At 72.1% G+C, this 26,390-nt stretch carries 23 protein-coding genes; 12 read left to right on the top strand and 11 right to left on the bottom strand.

The features are described from left to right. Positions 1-77: 77 nt before the first annotated feature. The 5 genes from cas3 to E5N76_RS26745 all read right to left on the bottom strand — a co-directional run bounded on the left by cas3 (position 78) and on the right by E5N76_RS26745 (position 7,168). Entirely contained in the window at positions 78-2,816 is a 2,739-nt protein-coding gene (gene cas3, locus E5N76_RS26765; RefSeq protein ID WP_187830432.1) for a CRISPR-associated helicase Cas3', read from the bottom strand. Positions 2,817-3,130: 314 nt separating this feature from the next. Next, positions 3,131-4,171, bottom strand: coding sequence for a sensor histidine kinase (locus E5N76_RS26760; protein WP_207792121.1), 1,041 nt, complete (start codon positions 4,169-4,171; stop codon positions 3,131-3,133). A gap of 591 nt (positions 4,172-4,762) precedes the next feature. Then, positions 4,763-5,440 carry an extensin-like domain-containing protein gene (locus tag E5N76_RS26755; RefSeq protein WP_149541001.1) on the bottom strand — a complete coding sequence of 226 codons (678 nt, stop codon included), beginning with the start codon at positions 5,438-5,440 and terminating at the stop codon, positions 4,763-4,765. Between the two features lie 344 nt (positions 5,441-5,784). Next, a complete protein-coding gene (locus E5N76_RS26750) occupies positions 5,785-6,219 on the bottom strand; it encodes a PaaI family thioesterase (RefSeq protein ID WP_187830431.1) in 435 nt (144 codons plus the stop codon). Further along, entirely contained in the window at positions 6,206-7,168 is a 963-nt protein-coding gene (locus tag E5N76_RS26745; RefSeq protein WP_149540997.1) for a Gfo/Idh/MocA family oxidoreductase, read from the bottom strand. The genes E5N76_RS26750 and E5N76_RS26745 overlap by 14 nt, the downstream gene beginning before the upstream one ends. A 214-nt stretch (positions 7,169-7,382) precedes the next feature. On the opposite strand from E5N76_RS26745, the gene E5N76_RS26740 reads away from it, so the two are divergent. Then, positions 7,383-7,973, top strand: a complete 591-nt coding sequence (locus E5N76_RS26740) for a DUF4286 family protein (protein ID WP_149540995.1) — start codon at positions 7,383-7,385, stop codon at positions 7,971-7,973. Positions 7,974-8,201: 228 nt separating this feature from the next. Here the strand turns inward: E5N76_RS26740 and E5N76_RS26735 are convergent, their stop codons facing one another. Then, positions 8,202-9,782: an ABC transporter substrate-binding protein gene (locus E5N76_RS26735; protein WP_149540993.1), complete on the bottom strand. Its 1,581-nt coding sequence runs from the start codon at positions 9,780-9,782 to the stop codon at positions 8,202-8,204. A 41-nt stretch (positions 9,783-9,823) separates the two neighbouring features. On the opposite strand from E5N76_RS26735, the gene E5N76_RS26730 reads away from it, so the two are divergent. The 5 genes from E5N76_RS26730 to E5N76_RS26710 all read left to right on the top strand — a co-directional run bounded on the left by E5N76_RS26730 (position 9,824) and on the right by E5N76_RS26710 (position 15,560). Next, complete coding sequence (locus E5N76_RS26730) at positions 9,824-10,780, top strand: DMT family transporter (RefSeq protein ID WP_408021731.1); 957 nt, start codon at positions 9,824-9,826, stop codon at positions 10,778-10,780. After that, positions 10,777-12,846 (top strand): DNA/RNA helicase domain-containing protein, encoded by a 2,070-nt coding sequence (locus E5N76_RS26725; RefSeq protein WP_149540991.1) that lies wholly within the window; start codon positions 10,777-10,779, stop codon positions 12,844-12,846. The genes E5N76_RS26730 and E5N76_RS26725 overlap by 4 nt, the downstream gene beginning before the upstream one ends. Before the next feature lie 139 nt (positions 12,847-12,985). Next, the gene (locus E5N76_RS26720) at positions 12,986-13,615 is read left to right on the top strand and encodes a DUF6134 family protein (protein ID WP_149540989.1); all 630 of its coding nucleotides are present in this window, start codon (positions 12,986-12,988) and stop codon (positions 13,613-13,615) included. Between the two features lie 59 nt (positions 13,616-13,674). Beyond that, entirely contained in the window at positions 13,675-14,664 is a 990-nt protein-coding gene (locus tag E5N76_RS26715) for a Bug family tripartite tricarboxylate transporter substrate binding protein (protein WP_149540986.1), read from the top strand. Between the two features lie 131 nt (positions 14,665-14,795). Beyond that, on the top strand, positions 14,796-15,560 hold the full coding sequence (locus E5N76_RS26710) for a creatininase family protein (protein ID WP_149540984.1): 765 nt from the start codon (positions 14,796-14,798) through the stop codon (positions 15,558-15,560). A gap of 223 nt (positions 15,561-15,783) precedes the next feature. Here the strand turns inward: E5N76_RS26710 and E5N76_RS26705 are convergent, their stop codons facing one another. Further along, the gene (locus tag E5N76_RS26705) at positions 15,784-16,221 is read right to left on the bottom strand and encodes a VOC family protein (protein ID WP_149540982.1); all 438 of its coding nucleotides are present in this window, start codon (positions 16,219-16,221) and stop codon (positions 15,784-15,786) included. A gap of 255 nt (positions 16,222-16,476) precedes the next feature. On the opposite strand from E5N76_RS26705, the gene E5N76_RS26700 reads away from it, so the two are divergent. Further along, the gene (locus tag E5N76_RS26700) at positions 16,477-16,947 is read left to right on the top strand and encodes a GNAT family N-acetyltransferase (protein WP_149540980.1); all 471 of its coding nucleotides are present in this window, start codon (positions 16,477-16,479) and stop codon (positions 16,945-16,947) included. A gap of 154 nt (positions 16,948-17,101) precedes the next feature. Here the strand turns inward: E5N76_RS26700 and E5N76_RS26695 are convergent, their stop codons facing one another. Further along, positions 17,102-18,112, bottom strand: coding sequence for a metallophosphoesterase (locus tag E5N76_RS26695; protein ID WP_235907899.1), 1,011 nt, complete (start codon positions 18,110-18,112; stop codon positions 17,102-17,104). A 214-nt stretch (positions 18,113-18,326) separates the two neighbouring features. On the opposite strand from E5N76_RS26695, the gene E5N76_RS26690 reads away from it, so the two are divergent. The 5 genes from E5N76_RS26690 to gltA all read left to right on the top strand — a co-directional run bounded on the left by E5N76_RS26690 (position 18,327) and on the right by gltA (position 23,420). Beyond that, positions 18,327-18,914, top strand: a complete 588-nt coding sequence (locus tag E5N76_RS26690; RefSeq protein WP_187830429.1) for a fasciclin domain-containing protein — start codon at positions 18,327-18,329, stop codon at positions 18,912-18,914. 309 nt (positions 18,915-19,223) lie between these two features. Continuing rightward, positions 19,224-19,799 carry a SixA phosphatase family protein gene (locus E5N76_RS26685; RefSeq protein ID WP_149540975.1) on the top strand — a complete coding sequence of 192 codons (576 nt, stop codon included), beginning with the start codon at positions 19,224-19,226 and terminating at the stop codon, positions 19,797-19,799. A 14-nt stretch (positions 19,800-19,813) separates the two neighbouring features. Then, a complete protein-coding gene (locus E5N76_RS26680) occupies positions 19,814-21,325 on the top strand; it encodes a CYTH and CHAD domain-containing protein (RefSeq protein WP_149540972.1) in 1,512 nt (503 codons plus the stop codon). A gap of 77 nt (positions 21,326-21,402) precedes the next feature. Then, positions 21,403-21,960: a thermonuclease family protein gene (locus E5N76_RS26675; protein ID WP_149540969.1), complete on the top strand. Its 558-nt coding sequence runs from the start codon at positions 21,403-21,405 to the stop codon at positions 21,958-21,960. A gap of 143 nt (positions 21,961-22,103) precedes the next feature. Next, the gene (gene gltA, locus E5N76_RS26670) at positions 22,104-23,420 is read left to right on the top strand and encodes a citrate synthase (RefSeq protein WP_149540965.1); all 1,317 of its coding nucleotides are present in this window, start codon (positions 22,104-22,106) and stop codon (positions 23,418-23,420) included. Positions 23,421-23,607: 187 nt separating this feature from the next. Here gltA and sigJ read toward each other — a convergent pair whose 3' ends face one another. From sigJ to E5N76_RS26655, 3 genes are all read right to left on the bottom strand, one after another. Further along, positions 23,608-24,543 carry an RNA polymerase sigma factor SigJ gene (sigJ, locus tag E5N76_RS26665; RefSeq protein WP_235907898.1) on the bottom strand — a complete coding sequence of 312 codons (936 nt, stop codon included), beginning with the start codon at positions 24,541-24,543 and terminating at the stop codon, positions 23,608-23,610. 110 nt (positions 24,544-24,653) lie between these two features. After that, the gene (locus E5N76_RS26660; RefSeq protein ID WP_149540962.1) at positions 24,654-25,106 is read right to left on the bottom strand and encodes a carboxymuconolactone decarboxylase family protein; all 453 of its coding nucleotides are present in this window, start codon (positions 25,104-25,106) and stop codon (positions 24,654-24,656) included. 223 nt (positions 25,107-25,329) lie between these two features. Next, entirely contained in the window at positions 25,330-26,310 is a 981-nt protein-coding gene (locus E5N76_RS26655; RefSeq protein ID WP_149540959.1) for a Bug family tripartite tricarboxylate transporter substrate binding protein, read from the bottom strand. Positions 26,311-26,390: the final 80 nt, after the last annotated feature.

The raw sequence follows: 26,390 nt of genomic DNA, 5'->3' as shown, positions 1-26,390 counted from the left end.
AAGTGCAAGTTTGCAATGGATTTACTGCGGCTCTGCCGCATGCCTTGCGCCGTCATCCCCGCTTAAGCGAGGAACACCTAGCCAAGCGAAGATGCGGCGCTGCCGCGTGCCGGCTCATCCGCCATTACGGGCGCATGTAGGGAGAGACCTGCATGCGGGTCGTAGCGGACCATGACCGGTTCTCCGGAATCGGCGGTGGCCAGCATGGTAAATTCGTTTCCCCTGGGCGTCAGCACCCCGAGCAGGATCCGATCGGACTCCCTCTCCAACCGCCCCCAGCCTGCCCTGGCCTCTTCCGCAGCGACTTCCAACCCTGCCGGCACGAGACAAGCGGCAATGCGGTGCCGTGCCACGGCGACTTCCGAGAGGGCCCAGGCACGGCTTGGATCGGGGCCATCGGCGTAGGGCATCACCCACCCCTGCCGCTCCACCGCCAGCCGCAAGGTCACGCTTGGCCGGTCCTCCAGCCTGGTCGGCGTGCGGGTCTCCAGCTCCCACAGGCCCGCCTCCCGGTCATAGGCGCCGCGGAAGCTCAGCAGATTCTGGCGGGCGATCTCCGTCTCCGCATGCACCTTGCCCTCCGCCTCCTGCGCCGCGCGGGCCAAGGCTGCCGGCCGTTCATCCGCCGCCGCCGCCTCGATCAACGGCCGCATATCGCCCGGCGTCTCGATGGCGCCGCGGGCAAACACCGCCCGGGCGCTGCGCCAGAGCAGCGCCGGATCGCGATACACCGCCGCCGTCCCCGGCTGCGCTGCCCTGATCCAGTCCGCCGGCGGATCCGCCACCGGCGCCGGTGAGACCACGAGCAATTCCGGCCCCGGCACCGGACGGGCGCCGCGATCATGCCGCCACAGCCGGCCGGCCCGCTGGATCAGCAGATCGGCCGGGGCGAGGTCGGTGACCAGCAGGTCGAAATCCAGGTCCAGCGATTGCTCCACCACCTGGGTCGCCACCAACACGCCCGGGCGGTCCTGCCCCTGCCGGCCGAAGCGGCGCAGCACCTCGCGCTCGATGGCCAGGCGGTCCACGAGCGCGAAGCGGGCGTGGAACAGCAGCGGCGCCAGGCCCCGCGCCCGCAGCGCCTCGGCTGCCGCGATCGCGTCGTCCACCGTGTTGCGCACCCAGGCCACGGCGGCGCCGGCCTTGGCGGCGGCGATGATCCGCTCCAGCGCGGCATCCGCATCCGGCAGGCGCGTCACCGCGACCCGGCGCGGCAGGCCGTCCCGTGGCGCGCAGGGCTGCTCCACCGCCCCCGCCGCCGAAGCGAGCGTCGCCAGCGGATAGGCGGTTTCCGTCAGAAGCTGGCGCGGGTCGCGCCCCAGCAGCCCCTTGCGGCAGGCGCCGACCAGCCGCGCCCGCAACGCCAGCGGCAGCGTCGCCGAGAGCAGCACGGCGGAGCCGCCTAGCGCCGCGTGGAACTCCAGCAGGGTCAGCATCTCGCGCTGCATGTAGGCGTCGAAGGCATGCGCCTCGTCGATGATCAGCACCTTGCCCGCCAGGCCTTGCAGCCGCAGTGCGGCGTGCCGCACGGGCAGCACCGCCAGCAGCGCCTGGTCGATGGTGCCGATCCCGACCTGCGCCAGCAGCGCCCGGCGCCGGTCCTCCGCCAGCCAGGCGGCGCAATGAGCCTCAGCCGGTTCGTCGGCGGGGTCGGCGTGCCGCCGCCGCATGGCGGCTGTGTTGGGTTCGGCCGGGATGGCGGCAAGGAAGCGGGGATCGAGCCCCGCGCGGCCATGAGCGAGCGCGAGGGACGGATGCGCCTCCGCCGCGAAGAGGCCACGACAGGCATCCGCCAGCCGATCGAACATGGCGTTTGCTGTGGCCATGGTCGGCAGCGCCATGAAGACCCCGTTGGCACGGCCTGCGGCGATCAGCCGATGCGCAAGGGTCAGCGCCGCCTCGGTCTTGCCGCTGCCGGTCAGATCCTCGATGACGGCGAGCATTGGGCCGCCGGGCAGTGCGACCGTCTCCGCCCAGTGCTGCACGGGGGAGGGCAACGCGATCGGGAACAGGCCACGCAAGCCTTGGAAGGGCGCCGGGCGCGCTGGCGCCAGCCCCGCCGCGGCGATCGCCGCCGCCGCTCGTGGCAGGGCCTGGTCCCAGAAATAGGCGGCCGGATCGTGCACCGCCTCGGGCGCTGCATAGGGAAACCAGGCCCGGCGGGAGCCGATCCAATCGGCGAGGGTGGTGAGACCCGCGAGGTGCCAGGCGATGCGATCGACCTCGGCTTCGCGCAGCACCGGCAAGGGGGACGGCGCAAAGAGGGCGGCCATCGCCGTGCCGAAATCCTGCGCCGCATCACGGCAGGCGGCGCAGATCACCGTCTCATCAGGCGGCAGCTTTGGCATCTCCGGCGGCCGGCCGTGATGACCGGCGATGGCCCGGAGCAGAGGGGAACGAAGGGAGTCGCGCCAGCCTCGCCCATCCTCACCGGCCGGGAGAAGCGGGTCGAGCAGACCGGGAAGGACATCCCGCAGCAGGACAAGACCGGCTGCGTCATGCCTGGGCCCTGCTGGTCGCGTCACCGGGCTCGGCCCAAGAGCTTCCGCCGGCCAGAGCGCCGGGGCCATGGCCTGGAAGGGGCGGGAGAATTTGCCGATATCGTGCAGCGCGAGGAGGAAGCCGAGCGCCTTGCCTGGCAACTTTAGCCCCCGCGACTTTAGCCCCCGCGACTGGCCGAGCAGCACGCCGACCGCGGCAACCTCCAGCGCATGCGCTACCAGCGGATGCATGGCCGACGCATCAGCCTCCGCGGGCTGCGCCTTGCCCCAGAACAGGGCGGTCGAAGGCTTCAGGGCGCTGGCCAAATAGTCCATCGCAGGTTTCCTGGCCGCAGCAGTTCCGGCGGCCGAGCATCGTATGCTTCCGCGTGCCGGGGGCACCTTGTGGTAAAGGATCACCATGGCGATTTCGGTTCGACTGCATGTCGACCCAAGCAGGAAAACCCGGGCTCCGGCAAATGGTTTGCTTACAGGATACCCAGAGCGAGGCAATATCGTATCGTACGGTCCTGGCAGCGATACATGGAGCCGGCCAGCTTCGTGTTCCTCGATGAGACCGGTGCCGCTACCAACATGGTCCGCCGCTATGGATGGGGACCCAGAGGCGAGCGCCTGGCGACCTGCGGCGGTCAGCCTGGCGTACGGAACGGATGCGCCGGCGGCGCCGATGGGAATCGCAGCTTCGCGACGGTGCCTTGCCCACCTTCCCCTGGATGGCGTGAGAAGGTGCCGCGGAGCTGGGCGGCGAGGGCGCGCATCAGGCGGGTACCAAGGCCCGACCCGGGCGGAAGCGGCCCCGGGGGCGCTCGCATCAACTCCCCTTCGGGCGGCAGCCCTATGCCATCGTCGGTCACGGTCAGGACGAAGTCATTCGACGATCTGAAGAGGCGCACATGCACGACCCCCGCCCTTTCCTCGGGGAATGCGTATTTCAGCGCGTTCGTCACCGCCTCGTTGACCATCAGGCCGAGATAGACGGCCCTCTCCGCATCCAGCTTGTGGCTCTCGGCCTCGACAACCAGGGACACGGGACGAAGGCCATCGCCCACCTGCGCGGCAAGGACACCATCGCATAGCCCCTGCACGAAGAGGCGGGTGTCCACCTCCGTCCCGTCGTCGCCCGCGATCTCGCCACTTCCCGCGAGCTGGGTATGTACGCGGGCGAGGGCCATCGCGTGTTCGGACGCCTCAAGCAGCCCCTCGCGCGCGGCATCGGACCGGGCGGCGCGAGCGCGCAGCCGCAGGAGAGCGACCAATGAATGCAGGTCGTTCCGTGTTCGGTGGCGAAATTCGCGGAGCAGCAGCCCTCGCCGCTCTTCCGATCGCTTCAGGCTGGCGTGCGACGCCGCGACCTCGGCAAGGGCCTGTTGAAGGTCGGCCAGCGCCCGGTGCAGAAGTTCGAAGGTAATCGAAATCGCGGCTCCGACGACGGCGAATAGACACAGGCCGACGATATCCCCGGTGCTGTCGATGCGGAGGCTGCCGACCGGCGGCAGGTAGAACCAGTCGGCGAGGAGGCCCGCCAGGACCGTGGCGATCAGGCCGCAGGTGTGATCGAACACCGTGGCGGCGATCAGGATGGCTATGAACGAAAGAAGGTAGGGATAGCCCTCCGGCAAGATGCGGTCGGCGGCTATGCGGACCACAAACACCGCAGCCACGATGGCCACCGTTGCCCCGACGCGGGCCACCCTCGGCCAGCGCCGTGTGCGAGTAATGACAGCCTTCGGGATTGCGGTTGGCATCATCTGTCCGGCCAACGCCCTGAATTCGGGCTGGTGCCGCGGCGCCCCGGCAATCTTTGCTTGAAACTTTCACGGCCGATGCAGATGCGGCTAATTGGGAGCGGCGAGCCGACCCCGGGCAGGCGCGCCTTCCGGGCCGGTCTGCGCCCCGCCTCTCCCCCGCCGGTAGAGTGTGCGCCATGGAATTCTGCTGGGGATCGTGGCGCCAGCCTCCACGCTGATCCAGAAGGCGCCCGGCATGGCTTCCACCGTTGCCCGGACGGCCTCCCTTACCTCGTCCTCCCGGCCCGTCAGGCCGGCCCCGGCAATCCGGCTGGGGGAGACGTCCAGGGTGGCGTCGAAGGGCGTCGGTGTCATGGCGCAATGGTGCCCATGCGGCTCCGGATGGCAACACCTGACCGGTTGCGCTAGAGCAGATCGCCGGAGGGTGGCATCGCCCGGAGGCGTGAATCTGCTCTACAACCCATAAGCTAGAGCGGTTTCGGGCTGCACAGTCAGCGTGAAACCGCTCTAGCGTCACCTGCAACTCCGCCATGGCCCCATGTCGAAGTGGAAGTGGCTCTGGTGTGCCGGGTTGTAGTCCGGGCTGAGGACGCCTCTGAACCAGCGACATGCTCCATCGCGCACGGCATGAAGGAAGGCCGCCTCCGGGCCGGCGCGGCTCCAATCCCGCGACAGGCTGATCTCCCGACCGCCCCGGAGGACGAATGCGGCGACATCGATCGCGTTGGCGTTGGCATGCTGGCTTCGCCGGCCTGACAGGGCGTGGTTGATGTTCCGGCAGTTGTAGGTCCCCAGGTGGCGGACGGCCGATACCTCCGTCCCCAGGTGCATGCGGGCCGCCGGCTGCAACGTATTTCGCTCGAACAGCATCCAAGCCGCAGCCAGGCGGCACGTGGCTACCGGTTGCCGCGGCGTGACTGCCGAGCCAGCGGGGAGCAGAACGGCGTTCTCAACCTCGCAGCCAGCATCCGACGGTCGGTCGGGCACCCTCACGATGGCAATGCCGGATGCCTCAAAGGCGGCGAAGCAGGCGTTCGGGCTCTGCCTGAGCCACCAGAGCTTCAGGTCCAGGACCGGGCTGGGCTCCGATCGCAGGTCGAGCGGGGCGCGGGGGTCCCACGCCGGCGGAAGATACCGCAGCGAGAGCATCGCAAACCCTGCCAGCAGCAGAAGGGCCAGTGAGGTGCGCACCGGCGGAAGGTGGGGGCGGACGGGCAATTTGCCCAGCCTGCGGGCAGGTGCGGATGCCTGCGGACAGGGGCCTTCCTCCGCCTCTATGTTCTATCTATGTTCGCGTCCGCTTTGACCCAGAAGGATGCCCGGAGATGCCAGACGACATTCCCAGATGGGATACGGCGTGGGATACAAGGGCAACCAAGCGCGCGCCGGCCCCAGGTTTTCTGCGGCTTTCCCCTTTTTGGGCCGTTTCCCCGTCCCGGCCTGAATCCGCGCACGGGCCGCGCGTGGCGGCGGTCGAGGCTGCGCCGCAGGCGGCGCGCAGCGGCCTTGACCGCCGCCACGCGCGGCCCGACCGCTCAGCCAGGCCGGGCCGCCCCCAGCGCAAACACCCCCGAGCACCGCGCCACCTTCTTCCCATCCGCCCACATCACCCCATCGGTGAAGCACAGCGTCCGCCCGATCCGCGACGCCTCCCCCACCAATTCCAGCCAGCTCCCTTCCGGTGCCGGCGCCAGGAACTCCACGTTCAGCGAGACGGTCACCAGGAACTGCCTCGGCAGCCCCTGCTGCGCCCGCAGCGCGGAGGCCGTGTGCACCAGCCCGAGATCGGCCAGCGAGGCGATGCACCCGCCATGCGCCGCCTTCGCCGAATTGCAGTGCCGTTCCTCCACCCGCATCGCCAGGGTGACGCGCCCCTCCTCCCGCTTCACCCAGAGCGGTCCGAGTTCCCGCGCATAGGGTCCGCCATGCTGGGCGAGTTCATAGCCTTCCGGCACGTCAAGCGGTCGCAAGCATGGCCTCCACGATCTCCTGCACCTCCAGCGCCTCGCGCAGCGTCGCCAGATGATGCGCCTCGCCCCGCGTCATCGCCGCGACGCCCGCCAGTTGTTGCTGCAGCACCAGCGGCCGCATCTTCTCGTTCGGCATCGCATCCGGCGGCGCGGCCCAGGCGCCGTCCGCGCCCAGCCTTTCCGCGAAGGACCAGTCCCGCAGCCGGATGGCGCCGTTCAGCGTCCAGCTATTGTGGTCATCCTTCGTCGTGGTGCCGACGCCGCCCGTCAGCGTTACCGGCACGCCGCCCGCCCTGAGCCGCGCCCGCAGCGCCGTCTCCGCGCCGTCGCCGGCAGGGTAGGTCACCTGCGCCTCCTGCAGCGCCAGCGTGCCCAGCCGCCGTCGGGTCAGGAACAGGAAGTGGGAGACCACCTCGCGCGTGAACCCGCCTTCGGCGCGGCGCGCCAGCCAGCCCGCGGCGCCCTGCTGCCAGCCGCGCGGCCAGGTGGCGAACGCCACCTCGATCTCCAGCGCTTCCGGCACCAGCGCCTTCTGCCATGCCGCCAGCAGCGCCACCGAGGGCGAGGAGGCCATGGGGAAATTCACCGCCGCCCGCGCGCCCGAAGCCTCCGCCGCGGCGACGAAGCCCCGCGCCTCGGCCAGATCGGTCGCCAGCGGCTTTTCCAGGAATACCGCCCGCCCGGCGGCCAGCGCCGCCTGCGCCAGCGGGATGTGCAGCCCCGGCGGCGTCGCCACATAGAGGCAGTCGCAGGCCCCGATCACCGCCTCGGCCGAGCCCAGCGCCCGCACGCCCGGCGCGATCGCCGCCAGCCGCGCCGCCGCCTCCGGCGAGGGGTCGAAGACCGCGACCGGCGTCACGCTCTCCGCCGCATGGGCCAGGGCCGCCCGCAGCAGGCGCTCGCCCATGATGCCGAAACCGACGAGGCCGAGGGCGATGGGTGGCGGCATGTGGGAACCTCACGAAGCACCGGAGGTGCATATCCACGGCAGCGCCACGTGCAAAGGCCCGACGCTGCGCGGGAGGGGCTCTGCCCCTCCCGCAACCCTCCCCGCCAAGGCCGAAAGGCCTTTGGAAACCATGGGTCGAGGCCTCGCGGGTTGGACCTGCCGGTGCCGGCCGGCCCGGTATAGGCTCGGCCCAGGGGAAACAGGGAACGTCGCCATGGCCAGGAAAGGCTTCCTCCTCGTCTTCATGCACCCGCCGCCGGCCTTCGAGGAGGAGTTCAACGCCTGGTACGATACCGAGCACATCCCGGAACGCCTGGCCGTGCCGGGCTTCCTCACCGGGCTCCGCTACATGCATGCCGGCGGCGGCACGCCGCGCTACCTCGCGCTGTACGATCTGGAGAGCGCCTCGGTGATGGACTCGCCCGCCTATCTCCGCGTGGCGCATGGCAATTCCAGCCCCTGGACGAAGCGCGTCACCGCCCGCGCGCGGGTGCAGCGCTTTGCCGGGGAGCAGGCCTGGCCCGGCGATGCCGTCACCGGCCCCGCCGCCCGCCTGCTGGTGCTGCGCTTCCGCGGCCTGACGGAGGCGCAGGCAACGGCCGCCACCGCCGGGCTGCGCACCGCCTATGAAACCCGGCCGGAAACCCGCCAGCTCCGCGCCCTGGTGCAGCCGGCGGGCGATGGCCGGTGCGACCTGCTCGGCGTCATCGAAGCCGCGGCGCCGCTGTCCGAGACGGTCGATATTGCCGCCTTCGGCCCGGCAGCGGCCGGGCTCGACCTGGTCGGCAGCTACGCGGCCTTCTGAGAGCGCTTCGCCTCGCCGGCCCTCCGGCGCCGGGCATGCAGCGCCGCCGCGGCCGGCCCCGGCACGCGGCCCTGCCGCACGCCATTGCCGCCCAGCTTCCTCCGGCGCACCGCCCGGCCTGCCGCCCCTGGAGCGTGATCGGCTCAGGTCCAATCGACCGAACCGCGATCTCGCGGCCCAACAAGGAGTCAGGGCGGGACAGGTGAGCGAAGCTCAACCGATCCCGCTTCAGGCCCGCTTCACCCCCCAGAAGGCATAGACTTCGGAAATCGGCTCGGTGATCGTGCGGCGATAGGCGGTGGAGCCGAAATACTGCCCGGTCGGCAAATAGGGCACCTCCTGGAACACCAGGCGCTGGATCTCCTCGGCGATACTCTTCTGCGCCTCGATGGAGGGCGCGTCGAACCAGCTCAGCCTTTTCTCCTCCAGCGCCGGGATGTTCGGCCAGCCGAACCAGGCGCGCTCGCCATTGGCGCGGAGGAATTGCATGCTGCCGGGGTTCAGCCCGTCCAGCCCGTTCCAGGTGGTGTGGAACATGTTCCAGCCGCCCTTCTCCGGCGGCTCCCGGCTCGCCCGGCGCTGCACCAGCGTGCCCCAGTCGGAGACGCGGTAGTCCACATTCATGCCCAGCTTCTTCAGCAGGTCATGCCCCACCTCGCCGATCGCCACCAGCGCCGGCTGGTCGGTGGGCGCCATCAGCACCACCGTCTCGCCCTTGTAGCCGGCCGTCACCAGCTCGCGCTTCAGCGCCTCCAGGTCGCGCGGCCCGGTGATGGTCGCGATATCGGCGGTGTTGGCCAGCGGCGTGCCGGGCGTGAACACGCCCATATCCGCGCGCCACAGCGAGGGGTCGGTGCCCGCCGCCGCGGTCATGAAATCCGCCTGGCTCATCGCCTTCAGCACCACCCGCCGCACCGCTGCCTTGTCGAAGGGCGGGTGCAGATGGTTGAACACGCCGGTGCCGATGGTGCCGAGCGGCGAGGCCCGCTTCAGCAGCACGTCGCGGGAGCGCCGCAGCGCCGGGCCGAGATCGTTCGGCGGGTTCTCCCACCAATCCACCTCGCCATTGCGGATCGCCGCGGCGGAGGTGCCGGGATCGGGCATCACCGTCCATTCCACGCGGTCGAAGAACACCTGCTTCGGCCCCGCCGCCCAGCTCGTCTCGCCGCCCGGCCGCGGCACGTAGTCCGGGTTGCGCTCATAGACCACGCGGGCGCCGACCACCCGCTCATCCGCCTTGAAGCGGAAGGGGCCGCTGCCGATGGTCTCGCGCAGCATGGTGTTCGCATCCGTCGAAGCAATCCGCTCCGGCATGATGAACAGCGCGGAAGGGCCGATCTTGGACAGCGTCTCCAGCATCGGGCCGAAGCGCTGGTTCAGCCGGATGACGAAGCTGCGGTCGTCGGGCGCCGACATCTCCGCGGTGCGGGAGAGCAGCACCTGCCCCAGCGTATCGCGCTGCGCCCAGCGCCGGATGGAGGCGATGCAGTCGCGGCCACGGACCGGCTCGCCATCGTGGAATTTCAGCCCCTCGCGCAGCCGGAAGCGCCAGGTGAGGCCCTCCTCCTCATAGGCTTCCACCATCTGCGGCTGCGGCCGGAGATTGGCGTCCACGCCGAAGAGCTGGTCGTAGATCAGCAGCGAGTGGTTGCGGGTGACATAGGCGGTGGTGAAGACCGGGTCGAGCACGGTCAGATCCGCCTGCGGGACGAATTTCAGCACCCTCGCCTCGGCGGGCTGGGCGAAGGCGGGGGCCGCCAGCGCGGAGGCGGCGGCGGCTGAGGCGGTGAGGAATTGGCGTCGCAGCATGGGCTATCCCTTCCGGCAGGGGCGCTGGCGACTGGCGTGTTTTGCGAAAGAAATGCGGTGCCCGGCGGCAGGACGCAAGCTTTCTGCTATGCCGGCGGCGAGGAGGATGCCGCCTGAGCCTCGCCTATGCCTATCTCGCCACGGCCATGGCCCTGGTCGGCGCCAATGTCGGCGTGGCCAAGCTGCTGGCGGAGGCGCTGCCCATCCCGCTGATCGCCTGCCTGCGCTGCCTGCTGGCCTGCGCCGTGCTGTGGCCGCTGGCCCGGGCCTGGGAGGGGCGGGTGCGGCCGGGGCGCGGGGCGCTGGCCAATCTGGCGCTGCAGGCGGTGTTCGGCACCGCGCTCTACAATGCCGGAGTGCTGGCCGGGCTGCGCCTGACCTCGGCGCTGGAGGGCGGGCTGGTGCTCGCCACCCTGCCGGCGGTGGTGGCGCTGGGCAGCGCGCTCTGGCTGCGGGAGAGGCTGCGTCCGCGGCAATGGGCGGCGGTGGCGCTGGCCGCCGGCGGCATGGCGCTGATGACCCTGGCGCGGCTGGGCGGCCCCGGCGGCACGGGGGGCGGCCATGCGCTGGGGAATCTGCTGGTCTTCGGCGGGGTGCTGGGGGAGGCCGCCTATGTGCTGCTGGCCAAGCGGCTGGGCACCGCCCTGCCCGTCGTGACCGCCAGCTTCTGGATGCAGGCGCTGAGCGCCCTGGTGCTGCTGCCCTTCGCCCTGCCGGGCATCGGCGCCGTCGCCGCCCTGGGCGAGCCGCGCCTGGCCGGGCTGCTGGTGTTCCACAGCCTGACGGCCAGCGTGCTCTGCCTGCTGCTCTGGTATGCCGGGCTGCGCCGCGTGCCGGCGGGGGTGGCGGGGATGTTCACCATGTTCCTGCCCGCCGCCGCGGCGGCGACGGCGGTGCTGGCGCTGGGGGAGGCGGCGACGCCCTTCCACGCCCTGGGCTTCGGGCTGATGGGGGCGAGCCTGCTGCTGGCCACCTGGCGGGGCCGGGGGCGGGGATGAGGGCCTGGCTGTCCCTGTCGCTCGCGGAATTCCGCGCCCTGTCCCCGCCGGAGGTCGCCGCCCGCCTCGCCTATGCCCAGGCCAGCCGCTTCCCCATGCTGGAGCTCAGCCAGCGCCATGCCTGGGAGGGCACGGCGCTGATCCTCGCCGAGGCCCTGGCCGACTCCCCTGCCGATTGGCGCCTGCTCTTCGAATACGACCTGCTGCGGCTGGAGAAGCGCGCCGACCTGGTGCTGCTGACCGACCGCGCCATCCTGGTCATCGAGGTGAAGCACCACGCCACCCGCTTCGACGCCGGCGATTTGCGCCAGGCGGAGGATTACGCCCTCGACCTGCATGATTTCCACGCCGGCAGCCGCCGCCACCCGGTGGTGCCGGTGCTGCTGGCCACCGCGGCATCGGCGCCGGTCTTCGCCCCGCCCCTGCTCTGGCATGGCGTGGCGCCGGTGCTGGCGGCGAATGGCCGCAGCCTCGGCGCCCTGATCGCCGCCGTGCAGGCGGCGATCGGCCCGCCCGCCGCGCCGCTCGACCCACTGGCCTGGGAGGCGGCGCCCTACCGCCCGGTGCCGCATGTGCTGGAAGCCGCGACGCTGCTCTACCGGCGCCACTCCGTCGCCGACCTCGCCACCGCCCGCGCCGATGCGCCGAACCTGACGCGCACCACCGCGGCGATCGCCGCCGCCATCGCGGGCGCGCGGCGGGAAGGGCAGCATCTGGTCGTCTTCGTCACCGGCATCCCCGGCGCCGGCAAGACGCTGTGCGGCCTCAACATCGTGTTCGGCGCGCTGCGTGCGCATGGCGCCGCCTTCCTCACCGGCAACGTCCCGCTGGTGGCGGTGCTGCGGGAGGCGCTGGCGCGCGACGCCGCGCCGGCCGGCGGCAAGCCGCTCGCCCAGGCCCGGGCGAAGGCGGCCAGGGTGCTGCAGAACGTCCACCGCTTCCTGGACGAGCATGTGACGGTGAAGCTTCACGCCCCGCCCGAGCAGGTCATCGTCTTCGACGAGGCGCAGCGCGCCTGGGATGCGCGGCAGGCCACCCGCGACACGCAACGCCGCGCCAGCCGCCTCACCGCCAGCGAGCCGGCGCATGCGCTGGAGATCATGGGCCGCCATGCCGATTGGGCGGTGATCGTGGCGCTGATCGGCCAGGGGCAGGAGATCAATACCGGCGAGGCCGGCCTGGCCGAATGGGGCGCGGTGATCGCCGCCGATCCGCGCTGGCGCGCCCTCGCCGCGCCGCGCGTGCTGGCGGAGGCCGAGCCGGCGCAGCGCCTGGCCGCCGGGCCTTGGCTCCGCCTCGACCCCGAGCTGGACCTGACCGTGCCGCTGCGCCAGGTGCGGGACGCCGCCAGCGCCGCCTGGGTGGAGGCCGTGCTGGCGGATGACACCGCCGCGGCGCGGCAGGCGGCGGCTTCCGGGGCGGGCTTCTACCTGACGCGCGACCTTGCCGCGCTGCGCAGCGGGCTGCGCCGCCTGGCGCGCGGGCTGCGCCGGGCGGGGCTGGTCGCCTCCGCCGGGGCCAGGCGGCTGCGGGCGGAGGGGCTCGGCGTGCAGGCACCGGAGGTCGCCGCCTGGTTCCTCAACCCCTGGCCGGATATCCGCGGCAGCGAGGCACTGGAAACCTTCGCCACCGAATATGACTGCCAGGGGCTGGAGCTGGATCTGGTCGGCCTCGCCTGGGGCGGCGACCTGATCCGCGGCCCCGGCGGGTGGCTGGCACGGCGCTTCGCCGGCCGGACCTGGCAGGTGGTGCGGGACGCCACGGAGCGCCGCTTCATCCGCAATACCTACCGGGTGCTGCTGACCCGGGCGCGGTACGAGACGGTCATCTGGGTGCCGCCCGGTTCCCCCGCCGGCGACCCGTTCCATGACGGAACGCGGCCGGCGGCGGAGATGGACGCCATCGCGGCCCACCTTCTGGCCTGCGGGGCGCGGCCCCTGGCCGGGCTCGCGCCGCCGCCGGGGCCGCCGGACCTGCTCGGGGGCTTCACCCCCGAACCCCCAGCAGAGGGCGCCGCCCTCTGCACTCCCGCCGGCGACTGGACCGGTCCCCGGACCCCGGTGTGAGTTTCCAAACCCGACGGTTGAACCCGCCGACTCAGACCGGGGTCCGGGGAGAGGTGCAGGAGGCATAGGGGCGGAGCCCCCCTTGATCCGCCCCCGCATTTCCCGGATTGCTTCCCCGGCAAGGCCAGGAGGGACCCGCATGGCGGAGGTAAGGGCGCCGAAACGGCTACGCCGCAGGGCGCTGCTCGCCACCCCCCTGCTGCTGCCGGCCCGCGCCCACGCCCTGCCCGCCGAGCTGCGCTTCCGCGTCATGCGGGAAGGCAGCGCCATCGGCACCCACCAGGTGAGCTTCGCCGAGACGGCAGGCACCCTGACGGCACGGACCGAGGTGGCGATCCAGGTGAAGCTCCTCGGCATCACCGTCTTCCGTTTCCATCACCACTTCGAGGAAATCTGGGCCGGCGGCAGGCTGCGCCTCTGCGCCTCCCGCCGCGAACGCCAGGGCAATGTGGTGGAGATGACGGCGCGGGCGGAGGGCAACGCCCTGCTGGTCCAGGGTCCGGAGGGCCAGCAGCGCCTGCCGGCCGAGGCGGCGCCGCTTTCCTGGTGGGATCCGGCCCGGTTCGATGGCCGCCCGCTCTTCGCCAACGACACGGGCAAGCCCCTGCGCTTGCAGGCCAGCCGCACCGCGCTGCCGGGCGGCGGCGTGCGCTGGCGGATCAGCGGGGAGGAGGAGAGCGAGGCGAGCTACGGCCCGGACGGCACCTGGATCGGCTGGACCCACAAGGCCGAGGATGGCAGCACCGTGACCTACGAGCGGCTCGCCTGAACCCGCTTGACCCGGGCCGCGCCCCGGGCCAGAGGCGGGCTGAGCCGGAGATACCGAAAATGCCCCTCAGCCGCCGCGCCCTGCTGGGCGCCAGCCTTGCCCTGCCCGCCCTGGCGCCGATCGCCGCCTGGGGGTTTCCCACCCGGCCGGTGCGCTTCGTGGTGCCCATCGCCCCGGGCGGCGCCAACGACATCCTGGCCCGGATGATCACCGAACGCCTGCCGCCCGTGCTCGGTCAGCCCTGCGTGGTGGACAACCGGCCGGGCGCCGGCGGCAATATCGGCGCCCTCGCCGTGGTGCAGGCGGAGAAGGACGGCCATACCCTGCTCTTCACCAGCGCCAATGTGCTGACGGCCAACAAGTACCTCTATGGCACCCGCATGCCCTTCGAGGCGGAGCGCGACCTGGCGCCCGTCACCCGCGTCGGCATCGGCACCATCCTCATGGTCTGTAACGCCCAGCGCCCCTGGAAGAATTTCGCCGAGCTGATCGCCTATGCGAAGGCCAATCCCGGCCGGGTCAGCATGGGCAGCAGCGGCACCGGCACCATCAGCCATCTCTACATGGAGAAGGTGAAGCGCGCCGCCGGCGTGGACATCACCCACATCCCCTATCGCGGCGGCGGCCCGGCCATCTCGGACCTGGTCGCCGGCACCATCGACCTGATGTTCGACGTGATGCCGGCCCTGCTGCCGCATATCCGGGAAGGCCGCTTCCGCCCGCTCGCCGTCGGCAGCGCCGAGCGGCTGGACTACGTGCCGGAGCTGGCCCAGGTGCCGGGCATGGCGGAGCTGCTGCCGGGCCAGGGGATCGACGCGCTGAACTGGTGGTGCGTCGCCGCCCCCGCCGGCACGCCGGCGGCGGCGCTGGCCACGGTGAACGACGCCCTCCGCCAGGTGGTGGGGCAGGAGGAGGTGGCGCGCCGCATGCTCGGCCTGACCATCAAGCCGATGGTGGACACGACGCCGGAAGCCTTCGGCGCCTTCTGGAAATCGCAGATGCCGGTCTGGCAGGCGCTGGTGACGGAAAGCGGCGCCACGGCGGAGTAGGCGGGCGCCGGCAGGCCCTGGAGCAGATCGCCAGCGGGTGGCATCGCCTGGAGGCGTGAATCTGCTCCACAGCGACGCTGGACAGCGCCCCCTTCCCCTGCCGCAATGCGCGGCAAGGAAGGAGGGTTCCCATGGCCTACGAATACGAATGGATGCGCCTGACCGCCGAGGAGCTGCGCGCCCGCGCCGCGGAGGATGCCCTCGTCATCATCCCCGTCGCCTCGCTGGAGCAGCACGGGCCGCATCTGGCGACCGGGGTGGACATCATCCTTGGCACCGGCGTGGCGCATGCCACGGCCGAGCGCATCGCCGCCGCCGGCCAGCCCGTGGTGGTCACCCCCTGCGTCTGGACCGGCCTCGCCGAGCATCACATGGCCTTCGGCGGCACGGTCACCCTGGACTACGCCGCCTTCGCCGGGGTGCTGCGCGGCATCGCCCGCTCCGCCGTGCGGCACGGCTTCAAGCGGGTGATGCTGCTGAACGGCCATGGCGGCAATGCCGAGGCGGTGGCGGTGGCGGCCACGGAATTCTCCGTGGAATTCGGCGTGAAGGTCGCCGGCGGCACCTACTGGCATGTGGTGCCGGAGGTGATCGGCCCGCTGCTGGAACGCCAGGCCGGGCTGATGCATGCCTGCGAGGCGGAGACCAGCATGATCATGCATCTCCGCCCCGAAAGCGTGCGGCTGGACCGGCTGGCGGAGGCCCACGGCCCGAACTCCACCCGCGTCGAGGGCCAGCCTCCGGGCCTCGCGATGCGCCGCAGCTTCAAGGCGCTCTCGCCCAGCGGCGTGGTGGGCGATGCGCGGGTGGCGAGCGCCGAGAAGGGCGCGAAGCTGCTGGCGGCGATCAGTGCAAAGATGGCCGAGGTGCTGCTGAACCCGAAGCTCTGGGCCTGAGGGCCGCGCCCGGCCTGGCGGACGGCGCCGTCTTCCGCCCCGGCCCGGCCCCGCCCTGGCTCGGCCCCGCCCTGGCTCGGCCCCGCCCTGGCTCGGCCCCGCCCTGGCCCGGGAGGCGCGGGCGCTCGCCTGCTGCGGCCGGCGCTGCCGCAGAACAGGCGGGGCGGCGTCGAACGCGCTCGCCGACATCGGCTGCTCTTCGTCCTTCGTCTTCGTACTGCGCTCAGCCGAGGTCCTGGGCGAGTCCGATGAGCAGCCCTTCGGGCCCACGGATGTAGCAGAGCCGATACGCGCTTTTGTACTGGACCACTTCGCCTGCGAGCTGCGCGCCGCGCGCGCGGAGCCTTTCAAGCGTCTCGTCGATGTCGTCCACGGCGAACATCACGCGGAGGTAGCCCAGGGCGTTGACCGGGGCGTTCCGGTGATCTGCGACGACGGGCGGCGTGAGGAAGCGGGAGAGCTCGAGCCGGCCATGGCCGTCCGGTGTGCGCATCATGGCGATCTCGACACGCTGATCGCCCAATCCGGTGACACGTCCGGCCCATTCTCCTTCGATCGTGGCCCGCCCTTCGAGCTCGAGGCCGAGTTCGCGGAAGAAATCAATCGCTCCTCCGAGGTCTTCGACGACGATTCCCACGTTGTCCATCCGCTTGAGCGCCATATTCCCATCTCCAAGGTGTCGCCTGGTCTGACAACGGCCGCTTGAGTGCCCCCAACGCCAGCGGCCCGGGCCCGATTGGCTGCTGTCCACAGCAGAAGCTTGGATCAAGGATCGCCTCGAACCGCCACCCCGTCTTCAACCGGTCTCCAGGGCCGCGGCCGGCGATGGCGGCGCTTCGGCCGCCGCGGGGTTCCTGTCGCGGCGGATTCGCGGCAGCTTCCAACCCATCCAACCCCGCCAGAGACGGAATCGCCCATGCCGCCCGCCGCAGACCCGCCGCTCGTCACCGGCCATGCCGCCTGGGCAGCGCTGGCCGTGCCCCCGCCGGGCTATGCCTTCGCGCGGGAGGAAGGGCGGCTGGCGGCGGCGGAGTTCATCACCCTGGTGCGCGCCTCCGGCCTCGGCCGGCCGGTGGAGGATGCGACGCGCATGGCCCGCATGCTGGCCCATGCCAATCTGGTGGTGACCGCGCGGGACGGTGCGGGGCGGCTGACGGGCGTCGCCCGCTGCCTGACGGATTTCGCCTATGCCACCTATCTGTCGGATCTCTGCGTCGATCCCGCGGCGCAGGGCAAGGGGCTGGGGCGGGCGCTGATCGCCGAGGTGAAGCGCATCGTCGGGCGGGAGAGCATGGTGCTGCTGCTCTCCGCCCCGAAGCCGATGAGCTGGTATCCGAAGCTCGGCATGGAGCGGGTGGCGAACGGATTCATCATCCGGCGGGATTGAGCAGGCATGATCCTTCCCCGCTTGCGGGGAGCTTGGGGGGTGAGGAGCGACTCGGGAGCCGGTCGGCAAAGAGCGTGGGGATGTAGCCGCAGGACCCTGGCCCGGCATCCGCCAGCGGAGAGGGACCCCCACCCCGCCAGCGCAAGAATTCGCATCACCCCGGGAAGGCCAGATCCACCCAGCTCAGATGCCCGCCCTTGCCGGCCCCCGTATCCAGGAACACCGCCCTGCCCCCTGCCGCCCCTGCCACCTCATAGGGCCGGCCATCGGCGGAGCGGCGGTCATGCCCGCAATACAGCGTGAAGCCGGCCGGGATCTGGTTCACCCAGCCATGCAGCCGCTCCGGGAAGCCGTCCGGCAGCATCCGCCCCGTCACCTGGCCGAACAGGGCGCGGGAGAGCAGCGGGTCCGGCTTCCCCGCCCCGGCCCCGGGCGGGGCAGGCTGCCGCAGCATCGCCGGATGCCAGCCGCCATGCACGAAGAGCCAGTGGTCCAGGCGCAGCCAGGCCGGCGCCGCTGCGATCTCGGCGATGGCGCGCGCCGCCAGCGCCGCCCCGTCCGGCACCGCCTCCAACTGCGCCAGGGTCCGCCCCAGCCCCTCCGGCTGAACCTTCACCTTATGGCCGAGCAGGGCGCGGCGCAGCTTGTGGTCGTGATTGCCGAGCAGGAAGCGGCCCCTTCCGGCATCCAGCAGCCCGAACATCAGCCGCAGCACCCCGGGGCTGTCCGGCCCGTGATCCGTCAGGTCGCCGAGCTGCAGCAGGAACAGGTCCAGCGCCGCCGCGGCTTCCACGGCATGGGCGAAGGAGGCCGCCTCGCCATGCACATCGCCCACCACCCGAAGGCCGCGGAAGCCGCGGCGGCGGAGATCGGCGAGCGCCGGGTCGGGCGTCACGCCGCCGCCCCGCGCGCGGCAGGCCGGAGGGCGGTGCCGGCAAGGCAGGGCGTCCGGCAGCAGCAGGGTGCGGCGGGGGACACCGCGGGACCGGCGGCGCCGGCAAGGCAGCGTGTCCAGCAGCAGCAGGGCGCGGCGGGGGACGCCGCGGGACCGGCGGCGCCGGCAAGGCAGCGCGTCCGGCAGCAGCAGGGCGCGGCGGGGGACACCGCGGGACCGGCGGCGCCGGCAAGGCAGCGCGTCCGGCAGCAGCAGGGTGCGGCGCGGCAAGCCCTGGGACCGGTGGCGCCGGCAAGGCGGGGCGGGCGGCGGCGGGGCGCGGCAGGGGAAACGGCAGGGGAAACCATGGGCCTCCATGTAGCGCAGCCGCCCCCGGGCGCGAGGCCAGCCGCCGCGGCTGCAAACCGACGCGCATCGTTCGCGTTGCAATGGCAGAGGGCGAGGCCTGCAGCCCCGCCAATGCCTTGCGATGAAAGGGTCCCCCATGCAGCGCTTCACCCGACGTTTCGCCCTGGCCGCCACCGGCCTGGGCCTTGCCGGCCTGGCCGCGCCGGCGGTGCGCGCCCAGGCGCGCAATGTCATCGACACCCTGGCCGCCGATGCGCGCTTCGGCCGCTTCGTCGAGCTGGCGAGCCGCGCCGGCACGGTGGACCAGTTCCGCTCCGCCGCCGCGGTGACGGTCTTCGCGCCGACCAACGAGGCCTTCAACCGCGCCAATGTGGCGACGCTGAACGACCTGCTGGGCCAGGGCGGCAGCGGTGAGGGCGTCGGCCAGAACTCGCCGGACATGGTGCGGCTGCGCTCGCTCATCGGCTACCACGTGATCTCCGGCATGGCGCTGACCACGGCGCAGCTCACCGGCGACCACCAGTACCGCACCGTCGCGGGCGGCATGCTGCGCATCGCCTCGGAGGGCGGGACGATCGCCGTGGCCAACCCGGCGCCGGAGCGGCAGGCCGCGACCTTCGGCGCGGGCGGGGTGAATGTGGTGCCGCCGGCGGCGATCGTGGCGCCGGATCTCATGGCGACCAATGGCGTGGTGCACGGCATCAGCCAGGTGCTGATGCCCTGACGGGCGGGGGTTTCGCCCTTTGGCGGCGGCAGTGCCGCCACCCCTCCTGCCCGGGGCCAGGACCTGGCCCCGGAGCCCGTTCCGCGTTGCCGACCTGACGGCTGAACCGGCAGGTCAAAGCAAGGCCGGGGGAGCGTTGCCGGCAGTGCCGACAACCCCGCCCGGCGGGGTCTGGGGGCAGCGCCGCATGCCTGAGTTGCGCCCGACCTGACGCCCATAGGGCAGCACCCCTCGGAGGAGCACTGCCCCGGCAAGGAATTCACCCCGAGGGACACGACAATTCCCCCCGGTCATGCCACCATATGGCCGATGCGCCAGCTCCTGCTGCTTCGCCACGCCAAATCCTCCTGGGATGATCCAGGCCTGCCGGACCATGCCCGGCCGCTGAACGCCCGCGGCCGCCGCGCGGCCGCCGCCATGGCGCAGGCGATGCGCGATCTCGGCCTCGCCCCCGACATCGTCCTCGTCTCCTCTGCCCGCCGCACCCTGCAGACGCTGGAGGCGCTGACCCCCTTCGAGGGCGGCGCGCTGGTGGAGCCGATGGAATCCCTCTACCTCGCCCCCTGGCCGCAATTGCTGGAGGCGATCCGCGCCGCCGCCCCCACCGCCCGCAGCCTGCTGCTGATCGGCCATAATCCCGGCCTGCATGAGCTGGCCCTGGCCCTCGCCGGCCCGGCCGCCTCCGGGAACCCCTCTGGCAACCCCTCTGGCAGCCCCTCTGGCAACCCCGGCGGCGACCTGCAGCGCCTGGCGGAGGGCTACCCGACCGGCGCGCTCGCCGAATTCACCATCGCCTCCGGCTGGAGCGAGCTGGAGCCGGGGGGTGGACGGCTGGTCCGCTTCCTCGCCCCGCGTGACCTTTTGCCTGCGGAGCAACCCGCCTGACTGCCTTCGATCCCATGCCGGACCTCGCCGAAGCCGCCGCGCCGCTGCCTGCCGAGGCACCGGCCGAGCCCGGCCTTGCCCTGGAATTCACCCTGGAGCCGGAGGTGGCGCAGCGCCTCTCCCGCCACCCCGCCATCGCCGCGCACCGCACCGGCCGCAGCCGCGGCGCGGCGGAGGAGCTGATCTGGCTGGACAGCGCCAAGGGCGCCCTGGCGGAGGAGGGGCTGGCGCTGGAGGCGCCGCAGCGCGGCCCGCGCCGGCTGCTGCGCAGCCTGCCCGACCCTGGCCTGCCCCCCCTGCCCGGCTGCCCGGCGGCGGAGGTCGAGGACTCCCGCCTGCCGGATGTGACGCTGGTGCCGATCGCCGCCTTCAGCGGGCGGCGCAGCCAATTTCCGCTCGCCTTGCCGGAGGGGATGGTCACCGCCACCCTCCGCCTCGGCAAGCTGCGGGCGGTGGCGGATGAGGCGCCGGTCGCCCGGCTGATCCTGGACGGCCCGCCGGAGGCGGTCCTGGCCCTGGCCAGGCGCCTCGCCGCCGACCTGCCCCTGCTGCCCGCCGACACCAGCCTGCCGGAAGCCGGCCGGGCCCTGGCCCGGGGGGAGGCGCCGCGGCCCCGAAGGCTGGGCGCGCCCGATCTCGGCCAGGCGAAGACGGTGGAGGAGGCCTTCCTCGCCGCCCTCGGCCACCTGCTGGAGGTGATGCTGCATTTCGCCCCGCTCTGCCGGGTGGAGGCGGGGCCGGAGGGGGTGCACCAGCTCCGCGTCGCGCTGCGCCGGCTGCGCTCCGTGCTGAAGGTGCTGCGCCCGGCGCTGCGCGGCAGCCCGGCCGAGGAATTCGATGCCGGGCTGAAGGCGCTGGCCGACAGGCTGGGCCCGGCGCGGGACTGGGATGTCTTCCTGCTCGGCCAGGGCGCCGCGGTGGCGGAGGCCTTCCCGGAGGAGAAGCGCCTCGCCACCCTGCTGAAATCCGCCGAGGCCCGCCGCCACGCCGCCTATGTGGCGCTGCGCCAGGCGCTGGACGGCGCCGCCTTCCGCCTGCTGATGCTGGACGGGCTTGTCCTGCTGCTGCTCCGCCCCTGGCGGGCGGCGCAGCCGGAAGGGGAGAAGCCCCGCCTGCCGCCGGAGACCCCGCTCGAGGAATTCGCCGCGCCGCTGCTCGACCGCCGCTGGGCCAAGCTGGCCGCGGCCGGCGAGGAGATCGAGCAGCACGGGCCGGAAGCGCTGCACGAGATGCGGCTGGATGCGAAGAGGCTGCGCTACGCCGCTGAATTGTTTGCCCCGCTCTGGCAGGGCAAGGCGACGCGGCGCTTCCTCCGCCGGCTGGCCGTGCTGCAGGACGCGCTCGGCCTCGCCAATGACGCGGCGGTGGCGCGCGCTCTGGTGGCGAGCCTCGGCGGGGCGGTGCCGGCCTGGGCCGTGGGGGTGGTGGAAGGCTGGGCTGCGGCGCGCGCCAGGCCGGCGCGGAAGCGCGCGCTGGAGTCCTGGGAGAATCTGAAGCTTGCGCCGGCTTTCTGGCCCGACATATGAAGTGCCATAAAATCAAGGCTCACGCAGTCGCGAAGAAGGGTTGCCGCCGACCCTGAGACCGCGTTAGGCGTTTCACCATGCGCCCACGCCGCATCTTCCGCCCCGCCCCCTCCCCCCGCCGCTGGGGGACCGTTGCCGTCGGCCTGCTGGCCGCCCTCGGCGCCCTGATGGTCGCCGTCGCGGTCCCCGGGGAGCTGTTCGGCTCCGCCCCGCGCGACCAGCTCTGGGCCGCCGGCCCGGGCGAGGTGCGGGTGCTGGATGGCGATACCCTGCGCCTCGGCGACCGGGTGCTGCGGCTGGCGGCGCTGAACGTGCCGGATCGCGGCCGCGCCACCTGCCGGGACACCGCCGGCCAGCCGGCCGATTGCGCCGGCCTGGCCGCCGAAAGCCTGGCGCGGCTGATCGCCGAGCGCGGGGTGGAATGCCGGGTGCAGGGGCGGGACCGCATGGGCCGCGGCTTCGGCACCTGCCGCGCCGGCGGGGTGGAGTTGAACGCCTCGCAGATCGCCGCCGGCTGGGCGCTGGCCGAGGCGGGCTCCGCCCTCACCCCGGTGGAGACCATGGCGCGCCAGGCGCGGCGCGGCCTTTGGGCGCCGGAGGCGACGCCGCCCGAGAGCTGGCGCGGCCGCCGCTGAGGCCGGGCGCCGGCTCCGGCGGGAGCGCGCGGGTTCACGCTTCGTCCGTGCCGCGTTGCCAAGGGCCGAGGGGCGTCCTTATCTTGCATTGCACCATCCCGGCAGCGCCGCGCGCGGTGCCGCAACACCCTGAGGACCAGATCATGAGCAGCACGGCAAAAGGCGGGGCGAAGCCGACCGTCACCATTACGCTGGACGGCTCCAACCGCAGCGCCACCCTGCCGCTGCTCGCGGGCTCGATCGGGCCGCAGACGGTGGATATCAGGAAGCTCTACGGCGAGCTCGGCATCTTCACCTACGACCCCGGCTACGGCGCGACGGCGAGCTGCGAGAGCAAGATCACCTATATCGACGGCGATGCCGGCATCCTGCTCTATCGCGGCTACCCGATCGAGCAGCTCGCCGAGAAATCCGACTTCATCGAGGTGGCCTATCTGCTGCTGGAAGGCGAGCTGCCGAATGCGGCGCAGCTCGAGGATTTCCGCAAGAACGTCACCTACCACACCATGCTGCATGAGCAGATCCGGCGGTTCTTCGACGGCTTCCGCCGCGATGCCCACCCGATGGCGATCATCTGCGGCGTGGTCGGCGCGCTGGCGGCCTTCTACCACGACAACCTCGACATCAACGATGCGCGGCAGCGCGAGGTGGCGGCCTTCCGCCTGATCGCCAAGATCCCGACCATCGCCGCCTGGGCCTACAAGTACTCGATCGGCCAGCCCTTCATGTATCCGCGGAACGACCTGAATTACGCGGAGAATTTCCTCTACATGCTGAACGCCGTGCCGGCGGAGCCGTGGAAGAACAACCCGATCCTGTCGCGCGCCATGGACCGCATCCTGGTCCTGCACGCCGACCATGAGCAGAACGCCTCCACCTCCACGGTGCGCCTGGCGGGCTCGACCGGCGCCAACCCCTTCGCCTGCATCGCCGCCGGCATCGCCGCCCTCTGGGGCCCGTCGCATGGCGGCGCCAACGAGGCCGTGCTGAAGATGCTCGGCGAGATCGGCACGCCGGAGAACATTCCGCAATTCATCCGCGAGGTGAAGGACAAGAACTCCCACACCAAGCTCATGGGCTTCGGCCACCGGGTGTACAAGAATTTCGACCCGCGGGCGAAGATCATGAAGGAGACCTGCCACGAGGTGCTGGCCGAGCTCGGCATCAAGGACGAGCCGCTGCTGGACATGGCGATGGAGATGGAGCGGATCGCGCTGGAGGACGACTACTTCGTCTCGCGCAAGCTGTATCCGAACGTCGATTTCTACTCGGGCATCATCCTGAAGGCGATGGGCATCCCGACCAGCATGTTCACCGTGCTGTTCGCCGTGGCGCGCACCGTCGGCTGGGTGAGCCAGTGGAAGGAGCTGATCGAGGACCCGTCCCAGCGCATCGGCCGGCCGCGGCAGATCTACAGCGGCGCGACCAGGCGGGACTACGTGCCGGTTTCCGGCCGCTGAGGGCATGGGCGGCGCCGTGCCCGGCATCGGCGCCGCCCTGCAGGATGACGCGGCCCGGCTCCGCCGGCATTGCGAGGCTGGCTGGCGGGTCAGGCTGCGGCATCGCGCCATGTCTGGCCGCTCCCGGCGATGGCGCCGAGGATGGTAAGCAGCTTGCCGGCAAGGGGCGATCGGCCCGGCGCGCGGCTTACCGGGGAGAGGCAGCGCCCCCTCCCGGCATCAAAGCCGAAACCGCTCCCAATTTCTCCGGATTCCGCACGATATAGATCGCCGTAATCCGTCCCTCCCGTATCTCCAGCGCCGTGCTTTGCGGCAGCCCGTCCGCTTCCAGCGTGACGAAGCCCGGCAGCCGGTTGATCCGCCCCATATGCAGCAGCGCCCCCGGCACATGCTTGCGCGCCAGCCCGGCGAAGAACCGCCCCACCTTCGCGGCGCCGAGGATCAGGTTGCGCGCCGCCGGCCGCACCCCGCCGCCATCCGTATGCAGCACCACATCCTGCGCCAGCAGCGCTGCCAGCGCCGCCTCGTCGCCGCCCCGCGCCGCCGCCAGGAAGGCCCTCGTGATCCGCTCTGCCTCCGCCTCCCCCACGCTCTGCCGCGGCGCGGCCGCCGCCAGATGCGCCCGCGCCCGCTCCGCCAGCTTGCGGCACCCCGCTTCGGTCCGGTGCAGCAGCGCGGCGATCTCGGCGAAGGGCGTCTCGAACAGATCGTGCAGGATGAACACCGCCCGCTCCGCCGGCGAAAGCCGCTGCAGGGTCAGCAGGAAGGCCACGGAGAGGTCCTCCGCCCGGCTCGCCGCGGCAAGCTGCGGCGCCTCCGCGTCATCCGGCAGCGGCTCCGGCAGCCAGGGGCCGACATAGGCTTCCCGCCGGTGACGGGCGGATTTCAGATGGTCCAGGCTCAGCCGCGCCGTCGCCTTCAACAGCCAGGCGCGCGGCACCGCCACCGCCGCCCGGTCCGCCGCCTGCCAGCGCAGGAAGGCCTCCTGCGCGATATCCTCCGCCGTGGCGTAGGAGCCGGTCATGCGGTAGGCGAGCCCGACCAGCTCCCGCCGCACCGGCAGGAAGCCCTCCAGCGCGTCGGGCCCGGCCGTCAGGTCCATACCGTCAAGGCCGGCGGCCATGTCCCTGCCGTCAACGCCGGCGGCCATGTCCCTGCCGTCAACGCCGGCGGCCATGCCCCTGCCGTCAGCGCCGGCGGCCGTGTCCCTGCCGTCAGCGCCGGCGGCCACGCTCAGCCCGCCTTCGGCGCCGGCGGGGCGGCGCGGAAGCCGATCGCCAGCCGGTTCCAGGCATTGATGGTGGCGATGAGCAGGGAGAGCTTCACGATCTCCTCCGTCGAGAAATGCGGCAGCAGCGCCGCATAGGCCGCATCCGGGGCATGGGTCTCCGCCACCAGGGTCAGCGCCTCGGTCCAGCCCAGGGCGGCGCGCTCGCGGTCGGTGTAGTGCGGCGCCTCGTGCCAGGCATTCAGCAGGTAGAGGCGTTCCTCGGTCTCGCCATGCCTGCGGGCGTCCCGCGTATGCATGTCGATGCAGAAGGCGCAGCCATTGATCTGCGAGGCGCGGGTCTTCACCAGCTCGATCAGGCTGCGCTCCAGGCCGGAATTGGCCACCGCCTGCTCCAGCTTCAGCATGGCCTGCATGAGCTGCGGCGCGGCGTTGAAATAGTCGAGACGGGGTTGCATGGCACTGGTCCTTCGGTTGGGCGGCATCCTCGCCGCTTGCCCCCAGGACGAGGCAGCCCCGCCCGGCGTGACACCCCCGCGCATTTTTTCGCCCCACCGGCAAAGGCCGGCAGGACGGACGCCACCCGTTGCCCTTCCGCGGGTTTGCCGCGGCAGGCTGCGCGAGTCCTCGAGGATCGGGCGAATCCGGCCCCCCACAAAGCCGCGCAGCGGTTTCGGGGGATTAAAGTTCCGCCCGGATCCCCGCCCGCCGGATGATGTCGCTCCATTTCGCCTGCTCGGCGGCCAGGAAGGCATCCGCCTCCGGCGGGCTGTTCAGCGAGGGCACGAAGCCCAGCTCGGCCAGCCGCGGCGCCAGCGCCGGGTCCCGCGCCGCCGTCACCATCGCCGCATGCAGCCTCTGCACCGGCACATCCGGCGTCGCCTTGGGGCCGGAGAGCAGCACCCAGGTATAGACCTCGTACGCCGCCAGCTTCGGATCGCTCCCCGCCATCGGCGGCACCCCGGGCAGCTCCGGCACCTCGTGCTTCACCAGGGAGGCGAGCGGCCGCACCGCGCCGGAGCGGATATGCGGCATCACCCCCGGCAGGTCGCCGAACACCATCTGCACCTGCCCGGCCAGCAGATCCGCCATGGCCGGGCCGGTGCCGCGATAGGCGATATGCGTCAGCTCCACCCCCATCATCAGCGAGTAGAGCGCACCCCCCATATGCAGCGGCGTGCCGTTGCCGGAGGAGCCGTAATTCAGCTTCGCCCCGTTGGCCTTGGCCCAGGCATGGAATTCGGCCAGGTTTTTCGGCGGCGCATCCGCCCGCACCACTAGGATGTAGGGCACCGTCGCCAGCAGGGAGATGGCGCGGAGCGAGGCCGCGGTGTCGAAGGGCACCGGGTCCATGGTCAGCGGCGCCATCATGATGCTGATGCTGCCCATCAGCACCGTGTTGCCGTCCGGCCGCGCCTGGATGACGCTGCGGGTGCCGATGGTGGACCCCGCCCCGCTGCGGTTCTCCACCGCCACCGGCTGGCCGAGCAGCTCGCTCATGCGCGGCGCCAGGATGCGGGCGGCGATGTCCGGGCTGCCGCCCGGGGCGAAGGGCACCACCATGGTGATGGGCCGGTCCGGCCAGCTTTGCCCCCGGGCAGGCCGGCCGCGCAGCAGCGGCGCGGCAAGCAGCGGCGTGGCGAACAGGGCTCGGCGTTGCATCCTGGCATCCTCCGGTGGTTGCCGGCAGAATCGCACAGGCGGGCACGGCTGCAAGCCCGGCCGGGACGGTATCGTCAGCC

This window comes from Siccirubricoccus phaeus (assembly GCF_008360935.1).
GTDB classification, from domain to species: domain Bacteria; phylum Pseudomonadota; class Alphaproteobacteria; order Acetobacterales; family Acetobacteraceae; genus Siccirubricoccus; species Siccirubricoccus phaeus.
Note: the sequence above shows the minus strand (reverse complement) of the source record. Positions and strands in the feature narration are given on the sequence as shown.

What these genes read in the sequence shown, in the direction of transcription:
- E5N76_RS26705 (WP_149540982.1), bottom strand. Translation starts at nt 16,221, where the DNA reads ATGGCGCTCAAGCGGATGGACAACGTGGGAATCGTCGTCGAAGACCTC.
- E5N76_RS26680 (WP_149540972.1), top strand. Translation starts at nt 19,814, where the DNA reads ATGCCGGACCTCGCCGAAGCCGCCGCGCCGCTGCCTGCCGAGGCACCG.
- cas3 (WP_187830432.1), bottom strand. Translation starts at nt 2,816, where the DNA reads ATGGACTATTTGGCCAGCGCCCTGAAGCCTTCGACCGCCCTGTTCTGG.
- E5N76_RS26720 (WP_149540989.1), top strand. Translation starts at nt 12,986, where the DNA reads ATGGCGGAGGTAAGGGCGCCGAAACGGCTACGCCGCAGGGCGCTGCTC.
- gltA (WP_149540965.1), top strand. Translation starts at nt 22,104, where the DNA reads ATGAGCAGCACGGCAAAAGGCGGGGCGAAGCCGACCGTCACCATTACG.
- E5N76_RS26675 (WP_149540969.1), top strand. Translation starts at nt 21,403, where the DNA reads ATGCGCCCACGCCGCATCTTCCGCCCCGCCCCCTCCCCCCGCCGCTGG.
- E5N76_RS26660 (WP_149540962.1), bottom strand. Translation starts at nt 25,106, where the DNA reads ATGCAACCCCGTCTCGACTATTTCAACGCCGCGCCGCAGCTCATGCAG.
- E5N76_RS26700 (WP_149540980.1), top strand. Translation starts at nt 16,477, where the DNA reads ATGCCGCCCGCCGCAGACCCGCCGCTCGTCACCGGCCATGCCGCCTGG.
- E5N76_RS26735 (WP_149540993.1), bottom strand. Translation starts at nt 9,782, where the DNA reads ATGCTGCGACGCCAATTCCTCACCGCCTCAGCCGCCGCCGCCTCCGCG.
- E5N76_RS26715 (WP_149540986.1), top strand. Translation starts at nt 13,675, where the DNA reads ATGCCCCTCAGCCGCCGCGCCCTGCTGGGCGCCAGCCTTGCCCTGCCC.
- sigJ (WP_235907898.1), bottom strand. Translation starts at nt 24,543, where the DNA reads ATGGCCGCCGGCCTTGACGGTATGGACCTGACGGCCGGGCCCGACGCG.
- E5N76_RS26690 (WP_187830429.1), top strand. Translation starts at nt 18,327, where the DNA reads ATGCAGCGCTTCACCCGACGTTTCGCCCTGGCCGCCACCGGCCTGGGC.
- E5N76_RS26655 (WP_149540959.1), bottom strand. Translation starts at nt 26,310, where the DNA reads ATGCAACGCCGAGCCCTGTTCGCCACGCCGCTGCTTGCCGCGCCGCTG.
- E5N76_RS26685 (WP_149540975.1), top strand. Translation starts at nt 19,224, where the DNA reads ATGCGCCAGCTCCTGCTGCTTCGCCACGCCAAATCCTCCTGGGATGAT.
- E5N76_RS26740 (WP_149540995.1), top strand. Translation starts at nt 7,383, where the DNA reads ATGGCCAGGAAAGGCTTCCTCCTCGTCTTCATGCACCCGCCGCCGGCC.
- E5N76_RS26725 (WP_149540991.1), top strand. Translation starts at nt 10,777, where the DNA reads ATGAGGGCCTGGCTGTCCCTGTCGCTCGCGGAATTCCGCGCCCTGTCC.
- E5N76_RS26710 (WP_149540984.1), top strand. Translation starts at nt 14,796, where the DNA reads ATGGCCTACGAATACGAATGGATGCGCCTGACCGCCGAGGAGCTGCGC.
- E5N76_RS26745 (WP_149540997.1), bottom strand. Translation starts at nt 7,168, where the DNA reads ATGCCGCCACCCATCGCCCTCGGCCTCGTCGGTTTCGGCATCATGGGC.